This window comes from Leptotrichia sp. oral taxon 847, assembly GCF_001553645.1.
Lineage (GTDB): Bacteria > Fusobacteriota > Fusobacteriia > Fusobacteriales > Leptotrichiaceae > Leptotrichia.
In genome coordinates, this window is the sequence record NZ_CP014231.1 from 2119790 (window position 1) to 2143287 (window position 23498).

The following is a 23498-nucleotide window of genomic DNA, read 5'->3' on the forward strand; positions in this document are numbered from 1 at the left end:
TTTTATAAAGAAAATGAAATTTTTTCGTATTGAATTCCCCAAAGAAATGTGTTATTATTTAACTAGTAAAAATTTTTTACAAGGAAAATAAAAGTAGGAGAAAAAGATGAAAAAAGATATTATTTCAATGAATGATATGACAAAAGAAGAGATAATGGAAATTTTAAAGTTGGCAAAAAAAATTGAAAATATTTCAGAAGAAGAAAAATTAAAAATTTTAAGTGGTAAAATAGTTTCCACTCTTTTTTTTGAGCCAAGCACACGGACAAAGATGTCTTTTGAGTCGGCAGCATTTAGGTTGGGAGCAAATGTTTTGCAGTTGCCACCGGCAGAGTACTCTTCATTAAAAAAGGGGGAATCGTTTACGGATACAATAAAAATGGTAGAAAGCTACTCTGATGTAATTGTTGTGCGTCATCCATTTGATGGAGCAGCAAGACTTGCATCAGTAACTTCAAAAAATCCCGTCATAAATGCGGGAGATGGATCAAATCAACACCCAAGTCAAACGCTATTAGATTTATACACAATTTTGGAAGAAAAGAGAACATTGGAAAATTTATCAATTGCTTTTGTTGGAGATTTGAAGTATGGAAGAACAGTCCATTCACTAATGAGGGCACTTACACATTTTAATCCAACTGTTTATTTCGTAGCACCGCAAATTTTACAGATGCCAGATTATTTGCTGGAAGATTTGCAAAAGCATAACATAAAATATGAAATTTTATCTGATTTCAGAGATTGTCTCGATAAAATTGATGTTTTTTATATGACTAGAATTCAGAAGGAAAGATTTCTCGATGTTGATGAGTACGAAAAATTAAAGGGAATCTACATTATAAATAAAAAAAATATTTTAGGAAAATGTAAAGATGATATGATTATTTTACATCCGCTTCCAAGAGTTGATGAAATTTCAACAGATCTTGATTCAACAAAACACGCTTTATATTTTAAACAAGCTAAAAATGGGATTCCTATTAGACAAGCAATGATGATAAAAGTTTTAGAAAAAGAAAAAATGATTTAATAAATAATTTTATTAAGAGAATTAGATATTTTATTGAAAAATTTAGATTTATTGTTTGATTATGTTAATATTTTTTACAAATATTTAAAAATGAAAGGTTAATAAGATGAGCAAAAGAAAAGAATTGTTAATTGGAGCTATAAAAAATGGAATTGTAATTGATCATATTCCATCAAAAAAAGTTTTTTTGATTGTAGAAATTTTAAAATTAAAAGATTATTCAGAAAGAATTACAGTTGCAACAAATATGCCTAGTAGTTCGCTTTTAAAAAAAGGAATTATAAAAATTGAAGATAAGATTTTGCAGGAAAATGAATTAAACAATATTTCTTTAATTGCGCCAAATGTTACAATAAACATTATAGAAAATTATGAGGTTGTGGAAAAAACAAAATTAGAAAGACTGGATGAAGTCGAAGAACTTGTAAAATGCGATAATCCAAAATGCATTTCAAATCACGAAAATATCAAGACAAAATTTGTAAGATTGAGTGAAGAAAACAAATATAAATGTTTTTATTGTGAAAAGATTATTTCAGAAGATGAAATTCAGCTAAAGACTAAATAGATTTTTTGTCAAAATAAAAATTAAAATTTTTGAAAAATAAAAATATAATTGAAAAATATTAAAAAAATTTGAAATGGAGAGAAAGTTTTAAAATGCAAAATAATTGTGAAAAAAATGATAAGAAAGAATTTTTGGAAAATGTAGAAATTTTGGAAAATAAAGATGTCGGTGGAGATAATTTTTTGATGAGAGTAAAGTCTGAAAATGTCAAAAATAGGAAAAATATTCCAATTGCAGGACAGTTTTATATGTTAAAATTGAAAAATGAAATCATGATTTTAAGAAGACCAATAAGTCTTCATAGTGTAGATTATGAGACGGGAGAAATAGAATTTTTGTACAAAGTTTTAGGAAAAGGAACAAGAGAGCTGTCAAATTATGAAAAAGGAGATGTCATAAACATTCAAGGACCGCTTGGAAATGGTTTTGAAATAATAAAAAGTTCATCTAAAATAGTGATTGTTGGCGGTGGAATTGGACTTGCGCCATTAAAGCAGCTACTTAAAGAATTATTAAAAAGTGAAAAGAATAAAAAAATCATTTTTATTGCTGGAGGTAGAGATAAAAAGACTTTGGAAATACTAAAAAATTTTGATTTTTCGGATAAAAGAATTTTTCTTAAAATTTGCAGCGATGATGGAAGTGCTGGAGAAAAGGCAAATGTTATTGAATTATTGAAAAAAGAAATGTCAATTGATGAAGAAATTGACGTTGTTTATTCTTGTGGGCCTCATAAAGTATTGGAATTAATTTCTGAATTAGCAAATGAAAATGGAATAATTTCGCAAGTTTCGATGGAAGAAAGAATGGCTTGTGGGGTAGGAGCTTGTGTGGGATGTTCTATTCCAAGCAAAGAAGGAATGAAAAAAGTTTGTAAGAATGGACCTGTTTTTTACAGCAAAATTTTTGATATAAAATCTGAAAATGCAGAAAATGGGGGTGAATCAGATGGAAAATAAGATAAATAGACTTTCAACAGACTTTTTGGGAGTAAATTTAAAAAATCCCATTTTTACAGGAAGTGGATGTTTCGCTTTTGGAACAGAATATATAGATTATTTTGATCCGAATGAATTGGGGGCAGTTGTGATAAAGGGATTAACTTTGGAAAAAAGAGACGGAAATTCAGGATCAAGAATTGCAGAAACTCCAGCGGGGATGTTAAACAGTGTGGGACTTGAGAATCCTGGAATTGATTATTTTGAGAAAAATATCATAAAAGAGATAAAAAAATATTTGACAGTGCCAATAGTTGCAAATATTAACGGAAGTACGGTTGAGCAATATGTGAATCTCACAAAAAGACTTGATAAAATGGAAGAAATAAAAATTTTGGAATTAAATATTTCTTGTCCAAACGTAAAAGATGGCGGGATGGCGTTCGGAGCAAATCCAGATATGGCAAGATTTGTCACAAGAGAAGTGAGAAAAGTAACAAATAAGCCATTAATGGTAAAATTATCACCAAATGTTACAAACATAGTAGAAATTGCAAAAATTGTGGAAAATGAAGGTGCAGACGCTATTTCGATGATAAATACTTTGCTTGGAATGGCAATTGATACAAATACTGGAAAAGCAATTTTGGGAAACACTTATGGGGGAATGTCAGGACCTGCGGTTAAGCCTATTGCACTAAGAATGATACATCAAGTTTCACAAGAGGTGTCAATTCCAATTTTAGGGATGGGTGGAATAAGCTGTGCAAAAGATGCGATTGAGTTCTTTTTGGCAGGAGCGTCAGCAATTTCGGTGGGGACAGCTTTTTTTGGAAATCCTTTAGTAGCAATGGAGATAAAAAAAGGACTTTTGGAATATTGCAAAAAGAAAAGTTTATCTAATATTTCAGAAATTATAGGATATTCTCATTCTGATGACGGAATTTCTTACAGAAAAAGATTAAAAATTATAGAATAAAAAGAAAAAAAGGAGAAAAATTTTGAATAAAATAAATGAAAAAGCTAAAGAAAAAATATTTGTAGCGTTGGACTTTGACAATTTAGAAGATGCAAAAAAATTGGTGGAACAACTTGGAGATAACATTTCTATGTACAAAGTGGGACTAGAAAGTTATTTGAGCACAGATGGAAAATTAGTTAACTATTTGCACGGAAAAGGGAAAAAAGTATTTTTAGATTTAAAATTTCATGACATTACAAATACAGTAAAAATGGCGTGTAAAAATGCTATTCAAAAAAATGTTTTTATGTTTAACATTCATTGCTCAAACGGAAGTAAAACTATGAGAGAAGTTTCAAATTTAGTGAAAGAAAGTGGTTCAAAAAGCCTTTTAATCGGTGTAACAGTTTTGACAAATTTATCTGGCGATGACATTTCTGAAATGTTCAAAAGTAGCTTAAATGTCGAAGAAATGGTTCTAAATTTAGCGACAATTGCAAAAAATAATGGAATGCATGGGATTGTCTGTTCTCCTTTGGAGTCGAAGAAAATTAAAGAAAAGTTGGGACAAAACTTTGTAACTGTGTGTCCAGGAGTTAGACCTCAGTTTACATTAAATGCGCAGGGAAAAAGTGATGATGATCAGAATAGGATAATGACGCCGTTTGATGCGATTAAAAATAATGTAGATTTTTTGGTTGTGGGAAGGCCTATTACAAAAGCTAAAAATCCTTTAAAAAGTGCCAAAATGATATTGGAAGAAATTTCTCGTGCACTGTAATATTAAAAATTTTTTTAAAAAAAGTAATAAAAAAGTAAAAAAAATCAAATTCAAATATATTTATATTATAATATTTAAAATAAAAATTTAAGGAGAAAGTTATGAGAAAAAAAGCAATAATGATAATGGCAGTACTTTTTTTATGTCAATTGTCATATGCGGCAAGCCAAGTTGAAGATGTTAATAAATCAAATCCAGCTTTGGGTGGAAAAACAGAAACAAAAATAGAAAATACATCGACAACAACAACAACTACTACAATGCCATCTGAAAAAGAAAATGTAGGAAACGAAAATACAACAGTAAAAGAAAATACACCAATTACAACACCAGCACCTGCTGCAGAAACTGGAACAAATGAAGAAACTACAGTAGTAAGTCCAGCGCCTGCCACAGACAATGAAACTGAAACTACTTTGAAAGATACAAAACGAGAATCTATAACAACAAGAACAAACAAAACGACAAAAAGAAGTCAACTTAAATCTAAATCTAAGGCAAAAAAGATGACGTTGGATCAAAAATTGGATGCAGAATTGTCAAATCTTACTCGTATGTTGGATAGACTGGAAGGAAAATAGAAGAATTAAAAAAAATCTCTTGTAATATTTTATATATTTGAGAGATTTTTTATTTTTATAAAATTGGGAGTACTCAGAATTCTGGACACTCTCTCTATTTTGAGTTTACACAAAATTCTGGACACTCTCGTTTTTTACTTTATTAATTATACATTTCTTCTTTCTCTTTCACGTCTTTCTCTTCTGGAAAGCGGTCTTTGAGGTTGTTGCGGCTCTGGAATAACTTCTTGTTGATAGTCATCGCCAATCATATCAGTTTTGTCATCAGTATGTTCATATTTTACATTTGAAACTTCCTCACGTGTAAGATGATTTGTATCTTCTTCTCCACGAACTTTTAATTTTAAGATAAACGAACTTGTTTCTCTTTTAATTGCATCAATCATTTCGTTGTAGACATCATATGCGACAATTTTGTAATCGTGAATTGGATTTCTTTGACCGTAAGAACGAAGTCTTATTCCTTCTCGAAGCTCTGTTAAGTCTTTTAAGTGCTGTCTCCATTTTGAATCCAGTACTTCTAACATTATATAACGTTCTATTCTTCTGAAAACTTCATCTCCTACAGCTTTTTCTTTTTCATCATAAATTTTTAACAAATCTTCATAAATTAAATTTGAAACTTCTTCTGTTGATTTACCTTCGATTTTATTTATATCAATTTTATAATCAAATATTTCATTTAATTTATCTTCCAATAAATTTAAGTTTTTTTCTCCACTTTCTCCAGCAAACGCATTGTTTACAATATCGTCCACAGTTTCTGAAATCATTCCTTCAATTAATTCTTTTAAATTTTCATTTTTTAGAATGGCATCTCTTTGTTCGTAGACAACTTCCCTTTGAATATTATTTACATCGTCATACTCAATAAGACTTTTTCTCGATGAAAAGTTTCGGCTTTCAATTCTTCTTTGAGCATTTTCAACAGATTTAGTAATTTGTCTATGGCGGATTTCTTCATCTTCATCGATTTTCAACATTTTCATCATTGATTTTAATTTATCTCCACCAAAAAGTCTCATTAAGTCATCGTCTAGCGACAAATAAAATTCTGATGCTCCTGGATCTCCCTGACGACCGGCACGACCTCTCAATTGGTTGTCAATACGTCGAGATTCGTGTCTTTCAGTCCCTAAAATGAAAAGTCCACCAACTTTCAGCACTTTTTCTCGATTTTCAGCGCACTCTTTCACATAAGTGTGATAGATATCTTCATATTCAGGGGTCCCTTTTATAGCGATTTTTGAGGCAAAAGACTCGGGATCTCCACCAAGTTTTATATCAGTCCCTCTACCTGCCATATTTGTCGCAATTGTTACTGTTTTAAATCTTCCAGCTTGAGATACAATTTCAGCTTCTCTTTCGTGATGTTTTGCATTTAATATTTCGTGTGGAATTCTTGCTTTTTTTAGTAAAGCCGAAACTTCTTCTGAGTGCTGAATAGATGCAGTTCCAACTAAAACTGGCTGTCCTTTTTCGTACAATTCTTCAATTTTTCTTGCTATTGCTCGATATTTCGCATTTTTGTTCATATAAATGACATCTGGCAAATCTTTTCTTATAACAGGTTTATTCGTAGGAACAACTATAACTTTTAAGTTATAAATTTGCTTAAATTCTTCTTGTTCTGTCTTGGCTGTCCCTGTCATTCCTGACAATTTTTCGTACATTCTAAAGTAATTTTGTAGTGTAATTGAAGCTAGTGTCTGATTTTCACCTGCAACTTCCAAGTGTTCTTTGGCTTCAATCGCTTGGTGAAGTCCATCTGAATATCTTCTACCTTCCATTAATCTTCCAGTAAATTCATCAACTATTATAACTTCTCCATCGCTGTTAATAATGTAATCCCTGTCGATTTTAAACAATTCTTTAGCTTTTAATGCTTGTGTCAAGAAGTGCGTAAGTTCAACATATTCAGGGGAATAAAGATTGTCAATTTTTAAAATCCGCTCAACATTTTTAATCCCTTTGTCTGTAATTGTAACAGTATGTGATTTTTCGTCAACTTCGTAATCTTCCCAATCCTCATCGGGAATTACTGTATTTTTTTTATCTTTTATTTCTTCAGTTTTATAACTTCTTTTTAATTTTTTAGCAACTTCTGCAAAAGTGTTGTACCACTCTGTTGTTTCTTCGGCCGCTCCAGATATAATTAACGGGGTTCTGGCTTCATCAATTAAAATTGAATCCACTTCATCGACGATTACAAAATGGTGTCCTCTTTGAACTTTTTCTTCAAGAGAGCCAACCATGTTATCTCTTAAATAGTCAAATCCAAACTCACTGTTTGTTCCATAGGTTATATCTGCCTGATAAGCTATTTTTCTTTGTTCTGGAGTTATGTTTCCACCGATAAAATCAGATTTTAAACCTAAAAATTCAAATAGTCCAGCCATAGTATCCCTATCTCTTTTGGCCAAGTAATCATTTACGGTTACGACGTGTACTCCTTTTCCAGTAAGTGCATTTAAGTAAATCGGAAGAGTTGACATAAGTGTTTTACCTTCTCCAGTTTTCATTTCTGCAATACTTCCTTTGTGCAAAATCATACCACCTATGATTTGGACGTCGTAGTGGCGCAACCCAATAATTCTTTTAGACGCCTCTCTCACAGTCGCAAATGCTTCCACCAAAATATCATCCAAAGTTTCTGATTTTGCAATTCTTTCTTTAAATTCTACTGTTTTATGTTGCAACTGCTCATCTGTCATTTTTTCAAATAGCGGTTCAATTTCATTGATTTTTTCCACTATTTTTCGCATTTTTTTTATTTCTCTTTCATCTGAAGTTCCAAATATTTTTTCTCCCAGTTCTTTTAACATTTTATTTCCTTTCAATTTTATTTTTTGGTTAATAAATTGAAACTTTCTATTCTCTTATTCGCAAATCATTTTCTTTTCGCTTTTCAAAAATTCTGTCATTTTGGAATAAATCTCGATTTCTTATAATATCGTCAAAAAAGTCTATATTTTCATTAATTTTCGTGATAATATGAAATTCATTTTTTGAGTTATTCTCATTTTTTTTTCTTTTCCCAATTTTTTTTAGTTCTCTAGCAAAAACAGCGTTTTTATCGCTATTCATTTTGCTAATTTCATTTGCTATGTCGTCAATATCTTTATGCGACAAATTGTTGTCATTTACAAAGTTATTTAGTTTACTTGTAAATTTAGGTGTTCCTAAAAGACTCGAATAAGTCATCATAAAAATAATGCTCATAACGACTAAAACTATATTTTTTTTATTCATCTTGTCATTTCCTTATAAAATTTTAATATGCATTGTGTTCATTTAAAGGAATAGTTCCCTTGAAAAATAAAGTTATTGCATAAAGTTATTATATCAAATATGTTAAATTATATCAATAAAAAAAATAGGAAAAATAGAAAGCTAAATAAATAAAAATTATTGTAACTTAACTTTAACTTCTTATTTTCAAAAAGAATGCAAGAATATTCAAAATCCAAAATTGTAAAGGGTAAAAAATATAGAAAAACCATTTGTGAATTGGTGCCTTGCTTCCTTTTTTTCCATTGTATAAAAATATGAATGGCAAAAATAAAAATGTTAAACCGTCGCTGTTATAGCAAAAACTATCAAACCATGCTCTTAAATTAGGGTATTTGGCAGGATTTAACGATGGCGTAAATAATGGAATATATAACATATTCAAAATTAAAAATGTTATTACTTGCTTTTTTCTATTTCCATAAAATGCCCAAAAACTAATCATTGTAAACAAAGTCTGTATTCCACCTTCAAGGCCCATGATATAATTTCCAATTACAATCGGAACAAAAGAAAATACCAATCCCAAAATAAAAAGAAAAATTCCTAAAATATTATAAATTACTTTTTTACTACTTCTCCCTTTTTGCAAGAAATAAATTATTGTAAATCCAATCGCAAGACTTAAAAAAATATTATCTACTATTTGATATCTTTCTCCTAGTATGATAAATGAAATTACATTTCCAAATTGCATCAAAATAGCGGCTATCCACAATCTTGCCATATATTTTTTACGGTTTCTTGTATGATAAAAGCCTTCCACTGTAAAAAATGCAAATAATGGTGCCACAAATCTTGTGATTAAATGAATCCAAGATGGTAAAAATCCTGAAAATACAAAAAATACTGAGTCTAAAAACATAAAAAATAAAGCAATATATTTCAACTGATTTGTATTTAATTTTTTCATAAAATCCTCCTAAAATATTATTTTTGTAAAAAATTATAACACTTTTATCAGATAAATTTATAATATTTTATATAAAATAATCTTTATTATTAAAAATAAATAAAATATTTTTAAAAATTGAACTAATAAATATAAAATTTTTATATTTGAAAAAATAAGCACATTATTTTAATATGTTTAGGTGTTGTATCTTAATTATAAAATCCATATTACAAATTCCAAAGTAAAAATTCCCAATCCTCATTCTTAATTTCTTCATTATTTTTACAATTACAAATTTTCTCATAAAAAACCCTATACATCTTGCTCTTGTACTTAAAAACCTTCATTTTATTCAAATTCTTCTCCAAAAACGAGTTTTCATAACTCCCAATCATAAAAAAATCACAATTATAGCCCTTATTTTGAATAAATTTTACAGCTTTTCTAAATTCATTTTTATTTTTTTTCTCGTCTGCATTTTTATCCTTTAAAATAAAATCCACATACAAAAAATTTGAAATTTTATTAATTTCAGGCATTTCTGGATATCCAAAAAATGCTATCACTTTTCTAAATTTATACAAAAATTTATAAATTTTTTTATAATCCATCACAACATATTTTTTATTGGCCTTATTTTTCAAGTGAATTTCAAAATTTCCATAATTTAAAATTTCCTCATCGTTTACTGCCAAATCACCTTTTCTACTATTTTTCAAACTAAAAAATACAATATTTTTGTAAAACTCATAAACCGGCATACTTTTTCGCCTTTTTGTCAAGATTCTTTGTGCTATTTTATTTTCTTCAAGAATAGTCGTAATTACGGTTTTTACTCCACATTTTTTGGCTTCTGTTATTAACATCTTGTAAGCCTTGCCAAAATTAACTTTATTTCTATATTCTTTTTTTATTCTAAATGAATTTAAATACCCGATATTATTTTTAAAAATAGAACAAGCCCCAACACCCACAAGATTGTCATTTTCAGTATCAATTCCTACCACGATAATCGGTGTCTTTTCACTATCTTTTTGCAATGATTCAAATAAATTCGGCACTTTCTCATATTTTACCTGTACAAGCGATTCCATTTCCTCTTCATCCAGAATATTTCTTATTTCATCGCTGTAATCACTATTTTGAATAATTTTAAATTCTATTTTTTTCATCTTTCCCCAATCTCCTAATCAAATCTCGTGCCGTAACCTGTTTCCCTGTCGCAGGAAAAATTTTATCATAATCATCCAAAATAATCTTTTTCCAATTTTCAATCAACTCTTCCTTATTCTTCCCAAATAACGGAATTAACGGAAATTTAAAACATAAGTTCTGAACCATATCCCCACAAAACAGATATTTCTCATTATTTTTTTCATCGAAAACTGCAAGAGAAACCGAATCATCTGAATGTCCCTTTGTTTCAATAATTTCCATATTCCCAAAACTATATTCTGAAAGCAAAATCCTTTCCTGTTGTAAAAAATTAATAAAAATCACTTTTTCCATATCAGTTTTCTCCAATTTTGGAAAGATATTTTTACTAAAATTCTTTTTACTTTTCAATTTTTTAGAAACCTTTTCTGTAAACGGATAAAATCCATTTGGAATAACACTTCTTCCTGTTTCTAATACATTTTCAGAATTTCTATGTGCAATAACTCTAACATCTCCAATTGCATCAATAAGAATTTTCAAATTTCCCACATGATCAGCGTGAGAATGGCTTAGAACTATCACTTTTATCTTTTTTACCTCTCCAATTTTCTGAATTATTCTCTTCAAAATTTTTTTCTTTTTTACATGTACCCCCGTATCTAGCAATAAATATTCATCATTTTTATTTTTAAATAAATACAAATTATTTAACCCAATTTTTATTTTTTCTATCATTTTTAGAAAGCTCCTTGATATTTTAATGAAAAACCTGCCAGTCCAGTAAATAGAACTGACAGGCATAAGGTGGGAAGAACAATGGGAATTTACTTAATTATTTTTGACTGCTAAAAAATAAAAAAGCAGTGATTATAACTGCTAAAACAGTCAAATCCCAGTTCATCATTGAGACCACCTCCTAACTTTATAACATGGCATCAAGGTTTGTGAAGCCTTGACAAATGATTATAACATAAAAAAAAGCCCCATTCAATAATGAACAAGGCTTTTTTTTTCACAATTTGCCATATTATAACCGTTAGGTTTTTATCCGTAAATATTATAACATTTCTAAAGATAAATTTCAATATTAAAAATTAATTTTTTTATTTTTTGTGGTATAATTTATTAAATAGATTATGTTTAAAGGAGCATTTTATGAAAACAACCATAGATTTTATAATATTCTCAATTTTTTATATTTTTATAAAAATCTTTAACTTTTTTCCACCGAAAATTCGTCTAAAAATATCTGAATTTATTGGAGTTCTGCTTTTTTATCTCATTCCAAAAGGAAGAAAATTGTCGTATCGTAACTTAAATTTGATTTTAAATGAGCAAAATAGTTTTAATTATTCAAAGAAAAAAATTAAGGAAATTGCGATAAAATCTTATAAAAATACAGCAAAGTCGTTTTTACTGCCTTTTTGGATATATGAATATTTTGAGAATTTTCCGCCAAAAATATATAATTCTGAATTACTGAAAAAATTAAAGAGTGAAAATGAACGGATTATTCTTGTTACTTCACATTTCGGATTTTTTCATGCAAGTCTTTTTCCAACGGGAAATGATAGGATGTTTATCCCAATTAGAATTATTCCAAATAAATTTATTGAATCCTATATGGATAAAATTCGTTTTAGAAACAATATGACTTATTTTCCGGAGCAGAACTACAAGTCCTTTTTGAAAAAGAAAAATTCAAAGGGCGTTTTTGTGCTTTTAAGTGATGTAAGAAAACCAGGTGGCGATAAAATCACATTTTTTGGCTTACCCACTACTAATTCAGGCTTTCCTGCCTATTTTTCCAAGAAAGAGAATATTCCGATTGTTATTATTCACAATGAAGTTGATAAAAACAATATTTGCCACATTTTTATAGACAAAGTCATCCATCCTGAAAATTACAAAAATAGACACGAAATAATGAAATCTATTTTAGCTGAATACGAAAAAATTATCTTAAACCTGCCGGAACAATGGTTCTGGTTTCAGGACAGATGGCGGGATGGAATCTAACTTTTATTTTTCCTGTCCTTGATTTTCAATATATCTTTTAAAAACTTACTAAATCTGTTAAATAAAATAAGGTTTTTTTATTTTCACAAGGGGGCAATACCCCTTGCTTCAGAACATTTGTTTTATCAAATTCTAAATATAGTCGAACCCGTTTAAAACTAAACTGTTAAAAATTATATAAATTTAGGATTTGAGTAAAATAGTTATAACTTTTTATTTCGGTTTTAAAGCAGTTTTGCTGTATCTTTGAAATTATCACAATACTTACGACTTATTTTACTGAAAATTATTTTGGAGCTTCATCCAAGTTTTGTGCATACGGTAAATCATATTTCCCCATAACTTCTTTTTTCAAATTAAAGTTTTGTGCAAAAAATATTGCAAACATTCCCAAATCATGGCTTCGTTTTAACTGCATAAATCCTCTTTTAAGTATTGAACGCCATCCAAAAAAACTTTTTCTTGCATTGGCACATTTTTTGGAAAGTTCATCGGGAGTCTGATCACTTGGAAGAAAGGAAATTCGTCCGTATGGGTATTTTTCATCCAGCCACCATTTTTCACTAAGAAGCCGTTTTTCTTCTCTTAATTTTCTATAAACGCCTGTTTTTGGGAATGGTACAAGATGGTTAAATGCTGCAAAATAAAATCCATGTTTTTTGGCAAATTTTACCGTTTCGTCAAAAGTCTCCTGTGTATCGTTTCCGTATCCAAATACAAAAGTGGCATAAATTCCGATTCCATAACTATGAATTTTTTCCGTCAGTTCATTTATTTCCCCAACGCCATTTCTCCAGCTTTTTCCCATATCCTTCAAAATATTTGGATTCATTGACTCGTATCCAATCAAAATCATTTTACATCCACTTTTTTTCATCCAGTACAGCAATTCATCATTTTTTGCAATGGTAATAGCCCCTTGCGTTACCCATTTTATATTTAATGGAGCAATCGCCTTGCAAATCTCAATTGCATGTTTATGATCCGCCACAAAATTATCATCAATAAAAAAAACATACTTCTTTCCAGAATTTTTTATATCCTGTACAATTTCCTCAATAGGTCGTCTAAAATATTTTTTCTGATAATATGAATGAATTGCACAGAAATCACACCCAAAATTACATCCACGCCCTGTTTCAATCAGTGCAAGCGGTGAATATTTCCTGTCCTTGTAAATACTCCTGTCAGGCATTGCAAAAGACGTAGTTACCCCATAATACCGTTTTTCCAGCTTATTCTTGCTCAAATCGTTCAACATCTTTGTCCACACGCTTTCTGCATTTCCCAAAATAATCGAATCAAAATGTTCCAGACACTCGTCAGGCTCTACAGTTGGATGATATCCCCCTGCAAGTGCCTTTATCCCTCTTTTCTGAAATTTTTTTGCTATTTCGTAAGCCCTTTTGGCAGTATAAGTTTCTACAGAAATCACAACCAAATCTGTATTTTCCTCATAATTTATAAACTCATTCCTGTCGTCCATAAAATTCGTTTCAACATCCTCAGGAGTTAAAGATTTTAAAACTGCAATCATAAGCGGTTCCATATTTTTCCATGTTTTTATATATTTCTGCCCTTTTTTCTTTCCAATGGCTGGCAGTATAAATGTTATTTTCACTGTTTTTCTCCTTTTTTCTCAACGTCTATTTATCAAATTTTATCTTCCCATACTTCCTAAATTTCCGTGCATGCTGTCTTGAAAATACTTCCAGAATGAATTTCAGCCCCTTATTCCTAGAAGTTTTCACTCTTCTTAAAATTCGCTTGAAAGTGAAAGTGTCAAGCCACAATTTCTGAACCTCCCACGACTAAAGTCGCAGGGTTCTAAAATCTTTAAAAATATTTAAAAATTTTCTAAGAAGTCTGATAGTACTACACTATCCTTATTCTTTTAGGCGTGTTCAGCTCACCTCTATTGTATAGGATACTTAAATCCACAACTTTACTTTTTCTTAATATGTTTAATGCTCCATTACAATCTGCATTTATGAGTTTACCTTTTTTTGTTTGATATAGTCCTCTTTTTATTCTTTTTCCACTGAATATATATTCTTTTTGATTTTCTTTATCATATATTGGAATTTCATCTCCATCAAAGAAACTTGCTTTTGATGTATAACTCTCTTCTTGCAGTTTAAATTCTATTCCATATAGTTTACATAGATATATTAATTTATCTCTTAATTTTCCATATGGTATATTCACAAAATTTTGATTATTTATACTTCCTATATTTGAATTTCTTTGAAAATCCTCATTATATCCTAAAACTATCTTTCCTATATCATTATTAAGACAATAATTTACAATTATTCTTCCTGCTTTTGAAAGATAATCATTTATACGATTATTTCTCTTTCTAGTTATTCTCTTTTGTCTTAATGTTGTGCGGGAGGTCTTTTGTTTATCTTTTATGCTTTGTAATTTTGCATTTATCTTGTTATAGTATTGATTTATTGATTTTAATTTTCTACCATCTATTAAAAATGATGCTCCATTATTAGTTACACAAGTACAAAGATTGTCTATACCTAAATCTATTCCTAGTCCATTTTCTTTATTTAATTCCCTTTGAACTTCTTCTACTTCATAAGTATATTGAATTTCAAAGTACCTAGAATGTTGTTTGGGTATTATTCTAATCTCTTTTATTTTCTTGCCTTTTAATACTGGTGGTAGTTTAATTTTAACTTCTTGATGAGTTTTCTTAAACGAATTTGAATAAGGAACTATCAGAATATCATCTTTTAATCTTACAAAACCTATAACAAGAGTTGTAAATCCATCTTTAGCAAGATATTTAGGTAATTTTATTTTTTTATTATCATATTGACCATTCTTAGCAAGTTTTAAAAGTCCAAAAAATGATTTGAAACTTCCGTCTACTTCTTTTAGAATTTGTTGAGCCATATTAGAATTTAATTTCTTGTAATTCTCACTGTTTTTAAGCATTTTATAGTTTTCATTATAACTTAAATACTTTTTCTTATTAAAATAGTATTGTCTAATATTATATATAGCTTCATTAGTTAAGTTCTTTGCTATATGACATAGATATTTTAAAATTCTAAACTCCTTTTTACTAAGATGTTTTACTTGTTGTTTTAAAGTTAAATACATAGATATCACCTCCTTTTCATCAGAGATATTATACCATGTATTCTACATTTTATCTGTCAAAAAAGTAATATTTTTTATTTATTTTTAAATATTTTTAAAGTTTTTAAAACCCCACAACAGTGGGAAGCGTCGTTCACATAAGTTCGCTACTACTTATGCAGTTCTCAAAGATTTTATATCTTATGAACTTCTTGTTATCTCTAACAAGCACAGACTATATCTTATCCATATCTTATATTCATAACAATTATATTTGTTACTACCTAAGATTTAGGTGAAACCACTTCCAATACCAATCGCTTGTATTGTACTCCCCTCACGAGGGATAGTCGTTGAACTTTCCTTTTCAGGCTTAGCTGCTGATTGTCTATTATCATAATGTTTAGGATTTAACCTTGCACCATCTAGTATATTTTTTTTGCTTTCGCTACCTTCACATTTGCCTCTTATGAGTAAGATTGCTATGTTGTGGTCATACTAGCTTTAAGAGTTCCCAGCAATTCAGTTTCTTTGTTGCACGGTTTTTCTTCCGTGTCTACATACAAGTTTCCCTATATGCTTACTAAAATTCTCAAACAATTCATCTCATGACTAAAAGTCGCGAGTGTTCTTGCATTATTTAATAAAATTCCTTTTGCAATGTTTCATAACTCATATTTTTAGGCTTGAATACGACTGTTTCAGTGTCGTAGTAATACCAGTCCTCTGTAAGCAATCTGCCTTCTTCTTTTAACTGATTAAAAAAAGGTGTTCCTGGATACGGAGTAATTATGTTATATCTTGGCACATCTACTCCAATTTCCTCAATAATATCGGGAATTTGGCGAATTGACTCCACTGTGTCAGTTTCCATTCCTATCATAAGTGTGGAAAGGACTGATATTCCATAAGATTGAATCGTTTTTACGAGTTTTTTGTATTCTGCGACATTGTTAAATTTTTTATTTACTCCATCAAGATTTTCCTGAACAAAACTTTCCAAGCCAATAACCAAGCCTATACAGCCAGATTCTTTCATTAACTGCAGAATTTTTTTATCATTACCGATATTTATTGTTGCGGAAGCCGTCCATTTTATTTTTAATTTTTTCAATTCTTCCATTAGCTGAATGGCGTAATTTCTGTTGCCTAAAAAGTTTGGATCAAGGAATATCCATTTTTTGGGCTTATTTGTTTTTATTTCATTTATCACGTACTCTATGCTTTTTATCTGATTTTTTCCAGAATACATCTTTGTGATGGAGCAGTAGGAGCATTTATTTGGACAGCCGTTGTTTGCGACGATTGTGCCATAATTTTTGAAATATTTTTTATTTTTCAAAAGTTTTCGGTTTAATGGCTTCGGTTCATAATCATTTCCAACGAGGTTAAAATATTCTCTTTTTGGAGTTCCATTTGTAAAATCTTCAAGAAACATCGGAAATGAAATTTCAGCAGCGCCCGTAATTACTGTATCAAAATATTGTAATGCCTCTTCTTTCAAAGCTGTCGCATAATGTCCGCCAATTAATGTATACGCTCCTTTATTTTTCCAAAACTTGGCAATCTCTTTTGCCCTTTTCGATCCTGAAATTACCGAAGAAATACAAATTACATCAAATTTTTCATTTTCATATTTTTTAGAAGTAGCATCCCATTTTTCCACACCTTCGTCGACAATAACGACATCAGCGTTATACTTTCTGTCAATTAGTGATTCCAGCGTTATTAACGTAATTTGCGGATAATATTTTCTTTTGTGAATCGAGTTGTATTTGTAAATGTTATCCTTTGCTAAAACAAGCATTATTCTCATAATTTTATTCCTTTTTTGTTATAAACTTCTTTTCGATTGATATAATTTACAGCAAGAAATACAAGGGCATGTTTAAAATTGGCAGCACCGTCAAATAGCCTTTTCCAGATACTCGAATGTCTGTTATATTCCACCTTGCACTTCAAAATTCCCGCCTCAAATTCCTCGATCGTCATATTATATGGCTCAAAGCACGCTTTCCCATAACGAAAGTTCTCATCCAGCCACCATCTTTCATAAAGAAGTCTTCCTTCTTTTTTTAATCTTTCATAAAAAGGAGTTCCTGGTATCGGCAATGCCGGGTTAAAGCCTGCAAGAAAAAATTTATGCTTTTTAGAAAATTCCAGAATCTCATCAAAGCAGTTTTTATCATCATAATCATACCCAATTACATAGCTTGCGTGTACAAGTATCCTGTATTTTTTATAGATATCAATGATTTTTTCATAGTCAAACTTATAATTTGCAACCTTTTTCATCTTCTTAATATTTTTTATATTTATATTTTCAAATCCCAGAAGCATTTCAATGCACCCCGCTTCTGACATCAATTTTATCAATTTCTCATCTCTTGCAATATCAATACTGCCTTGACAAGCCCATTTTATCTTCAATTTTTTCAATTCTTCAAATAACTGCAAAGCCTTTTTCTTATTGGCAAAAATATTATCATCCACAAAATAAACAATTTTTGCCCTTTTATTCGTTCTAAAAATTTCTTTTACCTCGTTTATCACATTTTCAATGCTCCTATGCTGAAAATCTCCCTTGTGAACCGCTCCAATTGTACAAAATTCACATTGGTGCATACACCCTCGTCCAAACTGAACTGGTACGACAAAAGAATATTTTTTCCCCTTGTAAATGCTTCTGTCGTAGACAACATCATTAATATCAGGCAATTTTGTACACCCATATCTCTTTTTTGGTACTCCATTTTCCAAATCACGCAAAAATTCATTCCAGGTAATCTCACCACTTCCCACACAAACCGTATCAGCATGTTCCTGCACCTCATCAGGCATAAGTGAAGCGTGATACCCTCCAATCATCACATAAACCCCACGTTTCCTATAATTATCCGCCAGTTCATAAGCCCGTCTAGCCGTCATCGTAAACGTAGAAATCACAACTAAATCAACCTCAAGATCCATCGGAATATCCTCAATCCTATCATCAAACAGCATAAGCTCATGTCTAGTCTTATCCGTAAGCCCCGAAAGCACCGCAAAAGCCAGTGGCTCTATCGCATCATTGGAACGTTTCCCCCCCATATTTGGACGTAAAAAAGCTATTTTCATTTTTCTTCTCCTTATCAATAATTTAATTTATTATCTTAAACATTATAATTAAATTTAAAATTTTATTTATATAAAGTTTTTAACTATTTTTTAAATATCACAATTGGTATTATTGAATTAAAATGTTGTGATTTTTTTGGAATAAAATTGATTGTCCGAGCAAAGCAAGTTTCATTTTCGCAGTAATTTTAAGTTTATCCAAATAATTAAAATCTTGGAAATTAATAATAAATATTTTTTAGTTTAATAAACCGGCGGAGCTTTTATTTGTTCAGCTACGACTGTCTGACGACTGGAAGGAGGAGTTTCGGAGCTGGGCAAATAAAAGTCGGAGTCTAGCCATAGGTGCAGGATTTGCGGCAATGAGCAATCCTGCGAAAAAAAGAAAAACATAATAAAAATAGTAAAAACTGTTATTAAACAAAATAATCTAATATTAAATTCTATCAGAAAATAGAAACTATAATTCCTTGCTAATATAGTATGTAATTCAAATTTTAAGATTAACATCAGATATTTGGAATATCAGAATTATCTGTCATTTTTTCAAAAGTAAATTCCTCCAATTTATCTGCATAATGTCTGTATCCTAAATTTGTATTTAGAAGAATTGGTGCAATAATGCTAAATCTTGCAATTCTTTTTAAAATTGAGCTTACTTTATAAGTTTCCCTCCAAGCGTAAATTCCACCTTCCTGAAGTTCCTGTGCTGTCATTTTTTTTGGATGGAATACAGCGTGCTGAACGTCATACATTGTCCAGTTTTTTTCAAAAATTCTGCCTTGCTTTTGCAAATCATTGTAAAGTTTTGTTTTAGGAAATGGAGTTAATATAGAATATCTTGGCAAGTCAACTTTCATTTTTATTACTTCCTCCACAGTTCGCTTGAATATATCCTTATCATCGCCATCTGCACCGAATGTAAAAGTTCCGTTTACAGCAATATCATAATGATGCAGCTTTTTCATAAGCAAATGGTAATCAGCCATAACATTTACCCCTTTATTCATAGCCCGCAACGATTCCTTCGAAACAGCTTCAAATCCAATAAGCAAGCCCTTACAGCCACTTTTTGCCATTAGCTTTATCATTTCGTCATCGTGAACAAGGTTGGAAGTTGCCAGCCCGAACCACCATTTTTTTAATGGTATCAGTTCTAAGAACAATTTTTTTGCATAATTTTTGTCGGCAATTAAATTTAAATCTAAGAATAAAACTTCCTTTTTCTTAAAAGTCTCAATTTCCGCAATAATTTCATTAATCGGTCTTTTTAAAAATGTTGGATATAAAGCCTTTCCAACGCAGAAAGAACAGTCAAAAGAGCAGCCTTTGGTTGCCTCAATGCTGTTTATCGAAACATATCTTTCCTTTTTCAAAAGTTCCCTTTTTGGTAATTTCAAATTTTCCAGGCTATTTTCCTTCTGCACATAAAATTTCTTTAAACTGTTATTTCTCGCATCTTCCATTATTTCCGTAAAAAGCCATTCAGAACGCCCAATTACAACAGAATCACAATGCTGTATCGCCTCTTCTGGACAAAGTGTCGGATGCGGTCCACCTAAAATAACCTTTTTTCCTTTGCTTTTAAAGTATCTTGCGTATTTATACACTCTTTCCGAGGTTCCCGTAATAGAAGTCATAACCACAATATCCGCATCCAGTTCAAGCGGTATTTTTTCAATTGTTTCATCATGAATTACAACTTCGATGTCTTCTGGGATATACGCCGCAAGTGTCGATAATGTGAGCGGTGCATAGTGAATCGCCTTCTTAAATGTTCCGTTAAACCTGTACATTGCCCCTGCCGGTGCCAGTAATGCCACTTTCATTCTCCAAATCCTCCTGCAAATTTATTTTCCCAGCCAAAATTTTTATCTAGCAGCCGATATTTTATATCGCCTATTTTCTGCTTTTTCGATTTTTCAGCCGTATAAGTCTTTAATCCATCCTTTTCTATTAAAAATACTCTTACTTTCCTCAACTGCCCCAATTTATACGCATATTCATAATGAAATGCCTTGCATAAACTGCTATTAATTTCATTTTCAATTTGTTTCCAATTAAATTTTCTATCTTCTTTTTTTATTTCTAAAAATAAAGTATAAAAAATTCCCCCCGTTTCATTTTTTACTGGTGCAAACAGTAAAAATTCCCCCTTTATATTATTTTCTTCCAATGTTGTTAAAACCTGCTTTTCCACAAACGAATTTTTTAACTTTTCCCCGACAATGTCAGAAAAATTGTTCATTCTCCCAACAAACTTTACAATTGGAATTTTATGATAAAATCCTGTAACTTCCACAATATCATTCGTATTATATCTGTAAAGCCCTGCATTTGTCGTAACAACAACGCAATAACGCTCTCCCATCTCCAATTCATCCAAAAGTTTTGGGCTCCTGTTTTCCAGCTTATCATCAGAAACCTGAATAAATTCATAAAAAAACGAGTTATAGGCAATAGCGCTCCCATTTTTCACATTTTCCAGCGGAAAACTTACGATGCATTCCGTTGACATAAGCCCTTTTCCCTGAAATTTCAAATTTATGTTTTTTTTATTGGGATTCAATTTTTTCTTCAATTTTATAAAAATTTCATAGGAATCACTATCCGCCCAGCAGCCAACAAGCGAAAGCTTTTCCCAAATCACAGAGTAATCCACAAAGTTTTCCACAATTTTATTTCCTGATTTAGTTTCCAAATTCTTATTTTCAGCCATGATTTCATTCTCGTTATTTTTTTCCGTAATTTCCAAATTCTGAGTTTTATCATTTTTACTCAAAATATTTTTTTCATATTCATCAAAATAATTTATCAAAAATTTACTTCTATTTTTTTTCCACAATTTTCTATACTTTTTCTTAATAATCTGAAAATACTTTTTATTTCCCAAATTTTTATCGGCAAAAAACTCAGTGCCTAAATCCTCGCTTTTTACAATTTGACAAATCACTTTATGATTTTTTTCAATAAAGTCAAGCAAAATCATAAGAAACGATGGACTCCAGACAGAAATCATCGTAAGATTTTCTGACAAAAGCAGAAACACCGCTGTAATCAGCAAAAAATCCTCCATATTCTGAATGTTTTTTATTTCTTTCGGAACTGTAAACAGTTTATTTAAGAAAAATGCAGAAACTTTATCAAAATATGAAGTATCATCTTCGATTCCCACACGGATTCCTCCACTAGTTATAGCTTCTCGCCTTAAAATAGGAGAAACAGACCAGTAGGAACTTCCAAGAAAAAGTCTTTTATTATTTTGATATAAATTGTAAATCCATGCAAAAACGCCATTCATATAGCTTTTCAAAAATTTCTCTGTGTATGGAATATATTTCACATCGGATGTACTTCCGCTCGTAAGTTCAAATAGCTTGATTTTATCACTCAAAAGAACATTGTTTTCCCCACTTTTTTCCTTTTCTACAAACTCCTTAATATCCTCATAATTCACAATCGGAATTTTATTCTGAAACTTTTCTATTAATTCTTTTTCATTTTCTGCATTTAAAATTTGGCTTTCTGTTTCAAAAGTTTTTAAATATTCTGTATTTTTATTAGTTTTCAATATTTCCAAAAGTATTTTTACTTGTGTTTCCCGAATTTTATTTTTACTTTTTATATTGGAAATAAAATCTTTGTAGGATTTTTTACAAAAAAATATGAATAATCTGTTTAAAATCACATATTTTAAATTTTTTACTTCATAAAATTTACTTTTTTTACCGAATTTTTTCATCTAAATTATCTCCAATTGGCAAATCCTGAAATTTCTTTATAACAGCCTTCTGCCCAAAGCTCAAAAACAGATACATAATGGAAAATGGTATATTTTTTGTCCTTTTTAACACATCAAAAGTTCTTCCCAAAATATTTTTTACAGAATGATAGGCATATCTTACTGCAATACACCTGTCACGAAATTCATTTGTAGAAATATCATAAGGTTCAAAAAATAAATATGAATATTTTTGCGGCTCCAGCCACCACTTTTTGTACAAAAGCCTTCCTTCCTTTTCCATTTTAAAATAAAGTTCGGTATTTGGGAAAGGTACGAGATAGTTAAACTGGACAAATTCCAGATGGTTTTTCTGTGCAAATTTTACAGTATCTTCAAACGTAGTGCCGATTTTTTCCTCAAACCCAAAAACGAATGTGGCATAAATTCCAATGTTGTATTTATGTATAATCCGTGTTGATTCCTCAATATCTCCCAGCTTGTAGCTCCATTCCTTTTTCATATTGTCAAGAGCCTGCTTGTTTATTGATTCATAACCGATTAAAATAAAAAGGCATCCGCTATCTCGCATAGCCGCAAGCAGTTTCTCGTTTTTTGCCATCGTTATCGCCCCTTGCGAAATCCATTTTTTCTTTAACGGCTTTATCTTCTCACAAAGCTCCAACGCATATTTCGGATCTGCAACAAAGTTATCATCAGCAAAAAATATATATTTTGACTTTATATGCTTCAATTCCTCAATTACACTATCAACAGGTCTTTTAGCATACCGTTTCTTATTAACTGCCGAAATTGCGCAAAATTCACAGTGATGAGGACACCCACGCCCAGTTTCCACAACTGAAATTAAATATTTTTTCTTAAAAATACTTCTGTCGGGTATTAAAAATTTATTGCTAAGCCCCCCAATATAGAGTTTCTTTTCTGTCCCGTTCTTATAATCCTCAATAATTTTCCCCCAAATATCATCAGCATATCCTGTAACTACAGAATCTGCATACTTCATAGCCTCTTCTGGAACAAGCGAAGCATGTGTCCCCCCAACAATAACCTTCTTTCCTTTTTCCCTAAATCTTTTAGCAATCTCATATCCGTGCCGTGCCGTATACGTTTCCAAAGTAATTACAACAATATCTGCATCGTTATCATAGTCAATTGCCTCAATCCTCTCATCAATCAGCTCACACTCAATATCATAAGGAGTCAATGCCCGCAAGTAAGCAAACGTAAGTGGCTCAAACGTCCTCAACTGAAAAATATATTTCTGTCCCTTTTTCTTTCCAAATCCAGGATAAACAAACAACATCTTCAT

19 protein-coding genes are annotated in these 23498 nt (G+C 30.4%); 7 read left to right on the forward strand and 12 right to left on the reverse strand.

All coding sequences use genetic code 11. The features are described 5' to 3' along the window. The first annotated feature begins 106 nt into the window (after positions 1-106). From pyrB to AXF11_RS09995, 6 genes are all read left to right on the forward strand, one after another. Positions 107-1033: an aspartate carbamoyltransferase gene (gene pyrB, locus AXF11_RS09970; protein WP_068157835.1), complete on the forward strand. Its 927-nt coding sequence runs from the start codon at positions 107-109 to the stop codon at positions 1031-1033. A gap of 106 nt (positions 1034-1139) precedes the next feature. Then, positions 1140-1601, forward strand: coding sequence for an aspartate carbamoyltransferase regulatory subunit (gene pyrI, locus AXF11_RS09975; protein WP_068157837.1), 462 nt, complete (start codon positions 1140-1142; stop codon positions 1599-1601). Between the two features lie 92 nt (positions 1602-1693). Beyond that, the gene (locus tag AXF11_RS09980) at positions 1694-2560 is read left to right on the forward strand and encodes a dihydroorotate dehydrogenase electron transfer subunit (protein ID WP_068157842.1); all 867 of its coding nucleotides are present in this window, start codon (positions 1694-1696) and stop codon (positions 2558-2560) included. After that, complete coding sequence (locus AXF11_RS09985) at positions 2550-3518, forward strand: dihydroorotate dehydrogenase (protein ID WP_231724708.1); 969 nt, start codon at positions 2550-2552, stop codon at positions 3516-3518. Before AXF11_RS09980 ends, AXF11_RS09985 begins: the two co-directional genes overlap by 11 nt. A gap of 22 nt (positions 3519-3540) precedes the next feature. Beyond that, complete coding sequence (gene pyrF, locus AXF11_RS09990) at positions 3541-4281, forward strand: orotidine-5'-phosphate decarboxylase (RefSeq protein WP_068157844.1); 741 nt, start codon at positions 3541-3543, stop codon at positions 4279-4281. 101 nt (positions 4282-4382) lie between these two features. Then, entirely contained in the window at positions 4383-4862 is a 480-nt protein-coding gene (locus AXF11_RS09995; RefSeq protein WP_068157847.1) for a hypothetical protein, read from the forward strand. Between the two features lie 146 nt (positions 4863-5008). Here AXF11_RS09995 and secA read toward each other — a convergent pair whose 3' ends face one another. From secA to AXF11_RS10020, 5 genes are all read right to left on the reverse strand, one after another. Further along, positions 5009-7687, reverse strand: coding sequence for a preprotein translocase subunit SecA (secA, locus tag AXF11_RS10000; RefSeq protein WP_068157849.1), 2679 nt, complete (start codon positions 7685-7687; stop codon positions 5009-5011). 46 nt (positions 7688-7733) lie between these two features. Then, positions 7734-8114 (reverse strand): hypothetical protein, encoded by a 381-nt coding sequence (locus tag AXF11_RS10005; RefSeq protein ID WP_068157852.1) that lies wholly within the window; start codon positions 8112-8114, stop codon positions 7734-7736. A gap of 172 nt (positions 8115-8286) precedes the next feature. Beyond that, a complete protein-coding gene (locus AXF11_RS10010) occupies positions 8287-9066 on the reverse strand; it encodes a TraX family protein (protein ID WP_068157854.1) in 780 nt (259 codons plus the stop codon). A 209-nt stretch (positions 9067-9275) separates the two neighbouring features. Beyond that, positions 9276-10220, reverse strand: coding sequence for a GNAT family N-acetyltransferase (locus tag AXF11_RS10015; protein WP_068157855.1), 945 nt, complete (start codon positions 10218-10220; stop codon positions 9276-9278). Then, positions 10201-10941, reverse strand: a complete 741-nt coding sequence (locus tag AXF11_RS10020; protein WP_068157857.1) for an MBL fold metallo-hydrolase — start codon at positions 10939-10941, stop codon at positions 10201-10203. Before AXF11_RS10020 ends, AXF11_RS10015 begins: the two co-directional genes overlap by 20 nt. A gap of 420 nt (positions 10942-11361) precedes the next feature. Here AXF11_RS10020 and AXF11_RS10025 point away from each other — a divergent pair, with 420 nt between their 5' ends. Then, positions 11362-12225 carry a lysophospholipid acyltransferase family protein gene (locus tag AXF11_RS10025; protein WP_068157859.1) on the forward strand — a complete coding sequence of 288 codons (864 nt, stop codon included), beginning with the start codon at positions 11362-11364 and terminating at the stop codon, positions 12223-12225. A gap of 286 nt (positions 12226-12511) precedes the next feature. Here the strand turns inward: AXF11_RS10025 and AXF11_RS10030 are convergent, their stop codons facing one another. From AXF11_RS10030 to AXF11_RS10060, 7 genes are all read right to left on the reverse strand, one after another. Beyond that, entirely contained in the window at positions 12512-13846 is a 1335-nt protein-coding gene (locus tag AXF11_RS10030) for a B12-binding domain-containing radical SAM protein (RefSeq protein WP_068157862.1), read from the reverse strand. A gap of 254 nt (positions 13847-14100) precedes the next feature. Beyond that, on the reverse strand, positions 14101-15348 hold the full coding sequence (locus AXF11_RS10035) for an RNA-guided endonuclease InsQ/TnpB family protein (RefSeq protein ID WP_068157864.1): 1248 nt from the start codon (positions 15346-15348) through the stop codon (positions 14101-14103). 619 nt (positions 15349-15967) lie between these two features. Further along, on the reverse strand, positions 15968-17143 hold the full coding sequence (locus AXF11_RS10040; RefSeq protein WP_231724709.1) for a B12-binding domain-containing radical SAM protein: 1176 nt from the start codon (positions 17141-17143) through the stop codon (positions 15968-15970). After that, positions 17140-18444: a B12-binding domain-containing radical SAM protein gene (locus AXF11_RS10045; RefSeq protein WP_068157871.1), complete on the reverse strand. Its 1305-nt coding sequence runs from the start codon at positions 18442-18444 to the stop codon at positions 17140-17142. The genes AXF11_RS10040 and AXF11_RS10045 overlap by 4 nt, the downstream gene beginning before the upstream one ends. A 509-nt stretch (positions 18445-18953) precedes the next feature. Further along, positions 18954-20273, reverse strand: coding sequence for a B12-binding domain-containing radical SAM protein (locus AXF11_RS10050; protein ID WP_068157873.1), 1320 nt, complete (start codon positions 20271-20273; stop codon positions 18954-18956). Then, complete coding sequence (locus tag AXF11_RS10055) at positions 20270-22186, reverse strand: GH3 auxin-responsive promoter family protein (protein ID WP_068157875.1); 1917 nt, start codon at positions 22184-22186, stop codon at positions 20270-20272. The genes AXF11_RS10050 and AXF11_RS10055 overlap by 4 nt, the downstream gene beginning before the upstream one ends. After that, positions 22170-23498 carry a B12-binding domain-containing radical SAM protein gene (locus tag AXF11_RS10060; protein WP_068157879.1) on the reverse strand — a complete coding sequence of 443 codons (1329 nt, stop codon included), beginning with the start codon at positions 23496-23498 and terminating at the stop codon, positions 22170-22172. The genes AXF11_RS10055 and AXF11_RS10060 overlap by 17 nt, the downstream gene beginning before the upstream one ends.

Bases quoted from the DNA above. Each gene is read 5' to 3' on its own strand.
- pyrI (WP_068157837.1), top strand. From the start codon at position 1,140: ATGAGCAAAAGAAAAGAATTGTTAATTGGAGCTATAAAAAATGGAATT.
- AXF11_RS10050 (WP_068157873.1), bottom strand. From the start codon at position 20,273: ATGAAAGTGGCATTACTGGCACCGGCAGGGGCAATGTACAGGTTTAAC.
- AXF11_RS09985 (WP_231724708.1), top strand. From the start codon at position 2,550: ATGGAAAATAAGATAAATAGACTTTCAACAGACTTTTTGGGAGTAAAT.
- secA (WP_068157849.1), bottom strand. From the start codon at position 7,687: ATGTTAAAAGAACTGGGAGAAAAAATATTTGGAACTTCAGATGAAAGA.
- AXF11_RS10060 (WP_068157879.1), bottom strand. From the start codon at position 23,498: ATGAAGATGTTGTTTGTTTATCCTGGATTTGGAAAGAAAAAGGGACAG.
- AXF11_RS10055 (WP_068157875.1), bottom strand. From the start codon at position 22,186: ATGAAAAAATTCGGTAAAAAAAGTAAATTTTATGAAGTAAAAAATTTA.
- AXF11_RS10035 (WP_068157864.1), bottom strand. From the start codon at position 15,348: ATGTATTTAACTTTAAAACAACAAGTAAAACATCTTAGTAAAAAGGAG.
- AXF11_RS09980 (WP_068157842.1), top strand. From the start codon at position 1,694: ATGCAAAATAATTGTGAAAAAAATGATAAGAAAGAATTTTTGGAAAAT.
- AXF11_RS10040 (WP_231724709.1), bottom strand. From the start codon at position 17,143: ATGAGAATAATGCTTGTTTTAGCAAAGGATAACATTTACAAATACAAC.
- AXF11_RS10045 (WP_068157871.1), bottom strand. From the start codon at position 18,444: ATGAAAATAGCTTTTTTACGTCCAAATATGGGGGGGAAACGTTCCAAT.
- AXF11_RS10020 (WP_068157857.1), bottom strand. From the start codon at position 10,941: ATGATAGAAAAAATAAAAATTGGGTTAAATAATTTGTATTTATTTAAA.
- pyrB (WP_068157835.1), top strand. From the start codon at position 107: ATGAAAAAAGATATTATTTCAATGAATGATATGACAAAAGAAGAGATA.
- AXF11_RS10005 (WP_068157852.1), bottom strand. From the start codon at position 8,114: ATGAATAAAAAAAATATAGTTTTAGTCGTTATGAGCATTATTTTTATG.
- AXF11_RS09995 (WP_068157847.1), top strand. From the start codon at position 4,383: ATGAGAAAAAAAGCAATAATGATAATGGCAGTACTTTTTTTATGTCAA.
- AXF11_RS10015 (WP_068157855.1), bottom strand. From the start codon at position 10,220: ATGAAAAAAATAGAATTTAAAATTATTCAAAATAGTGATTACAGCGAT.
- AXF11_RS10025 (WP_068157859.1), top strand. From the start codon at position 11,362: ATGAAAACAACCATAGATTTTATAATATTCTCAATTTTTTATATTTTT.
- AXF11_RS10010 (WP_068157854.1), bottom strand. From the start codon at position 9,066: ATGAAAAAATTAAATACAAATCAGTTGAAATATATTGCTTTATTTTTT.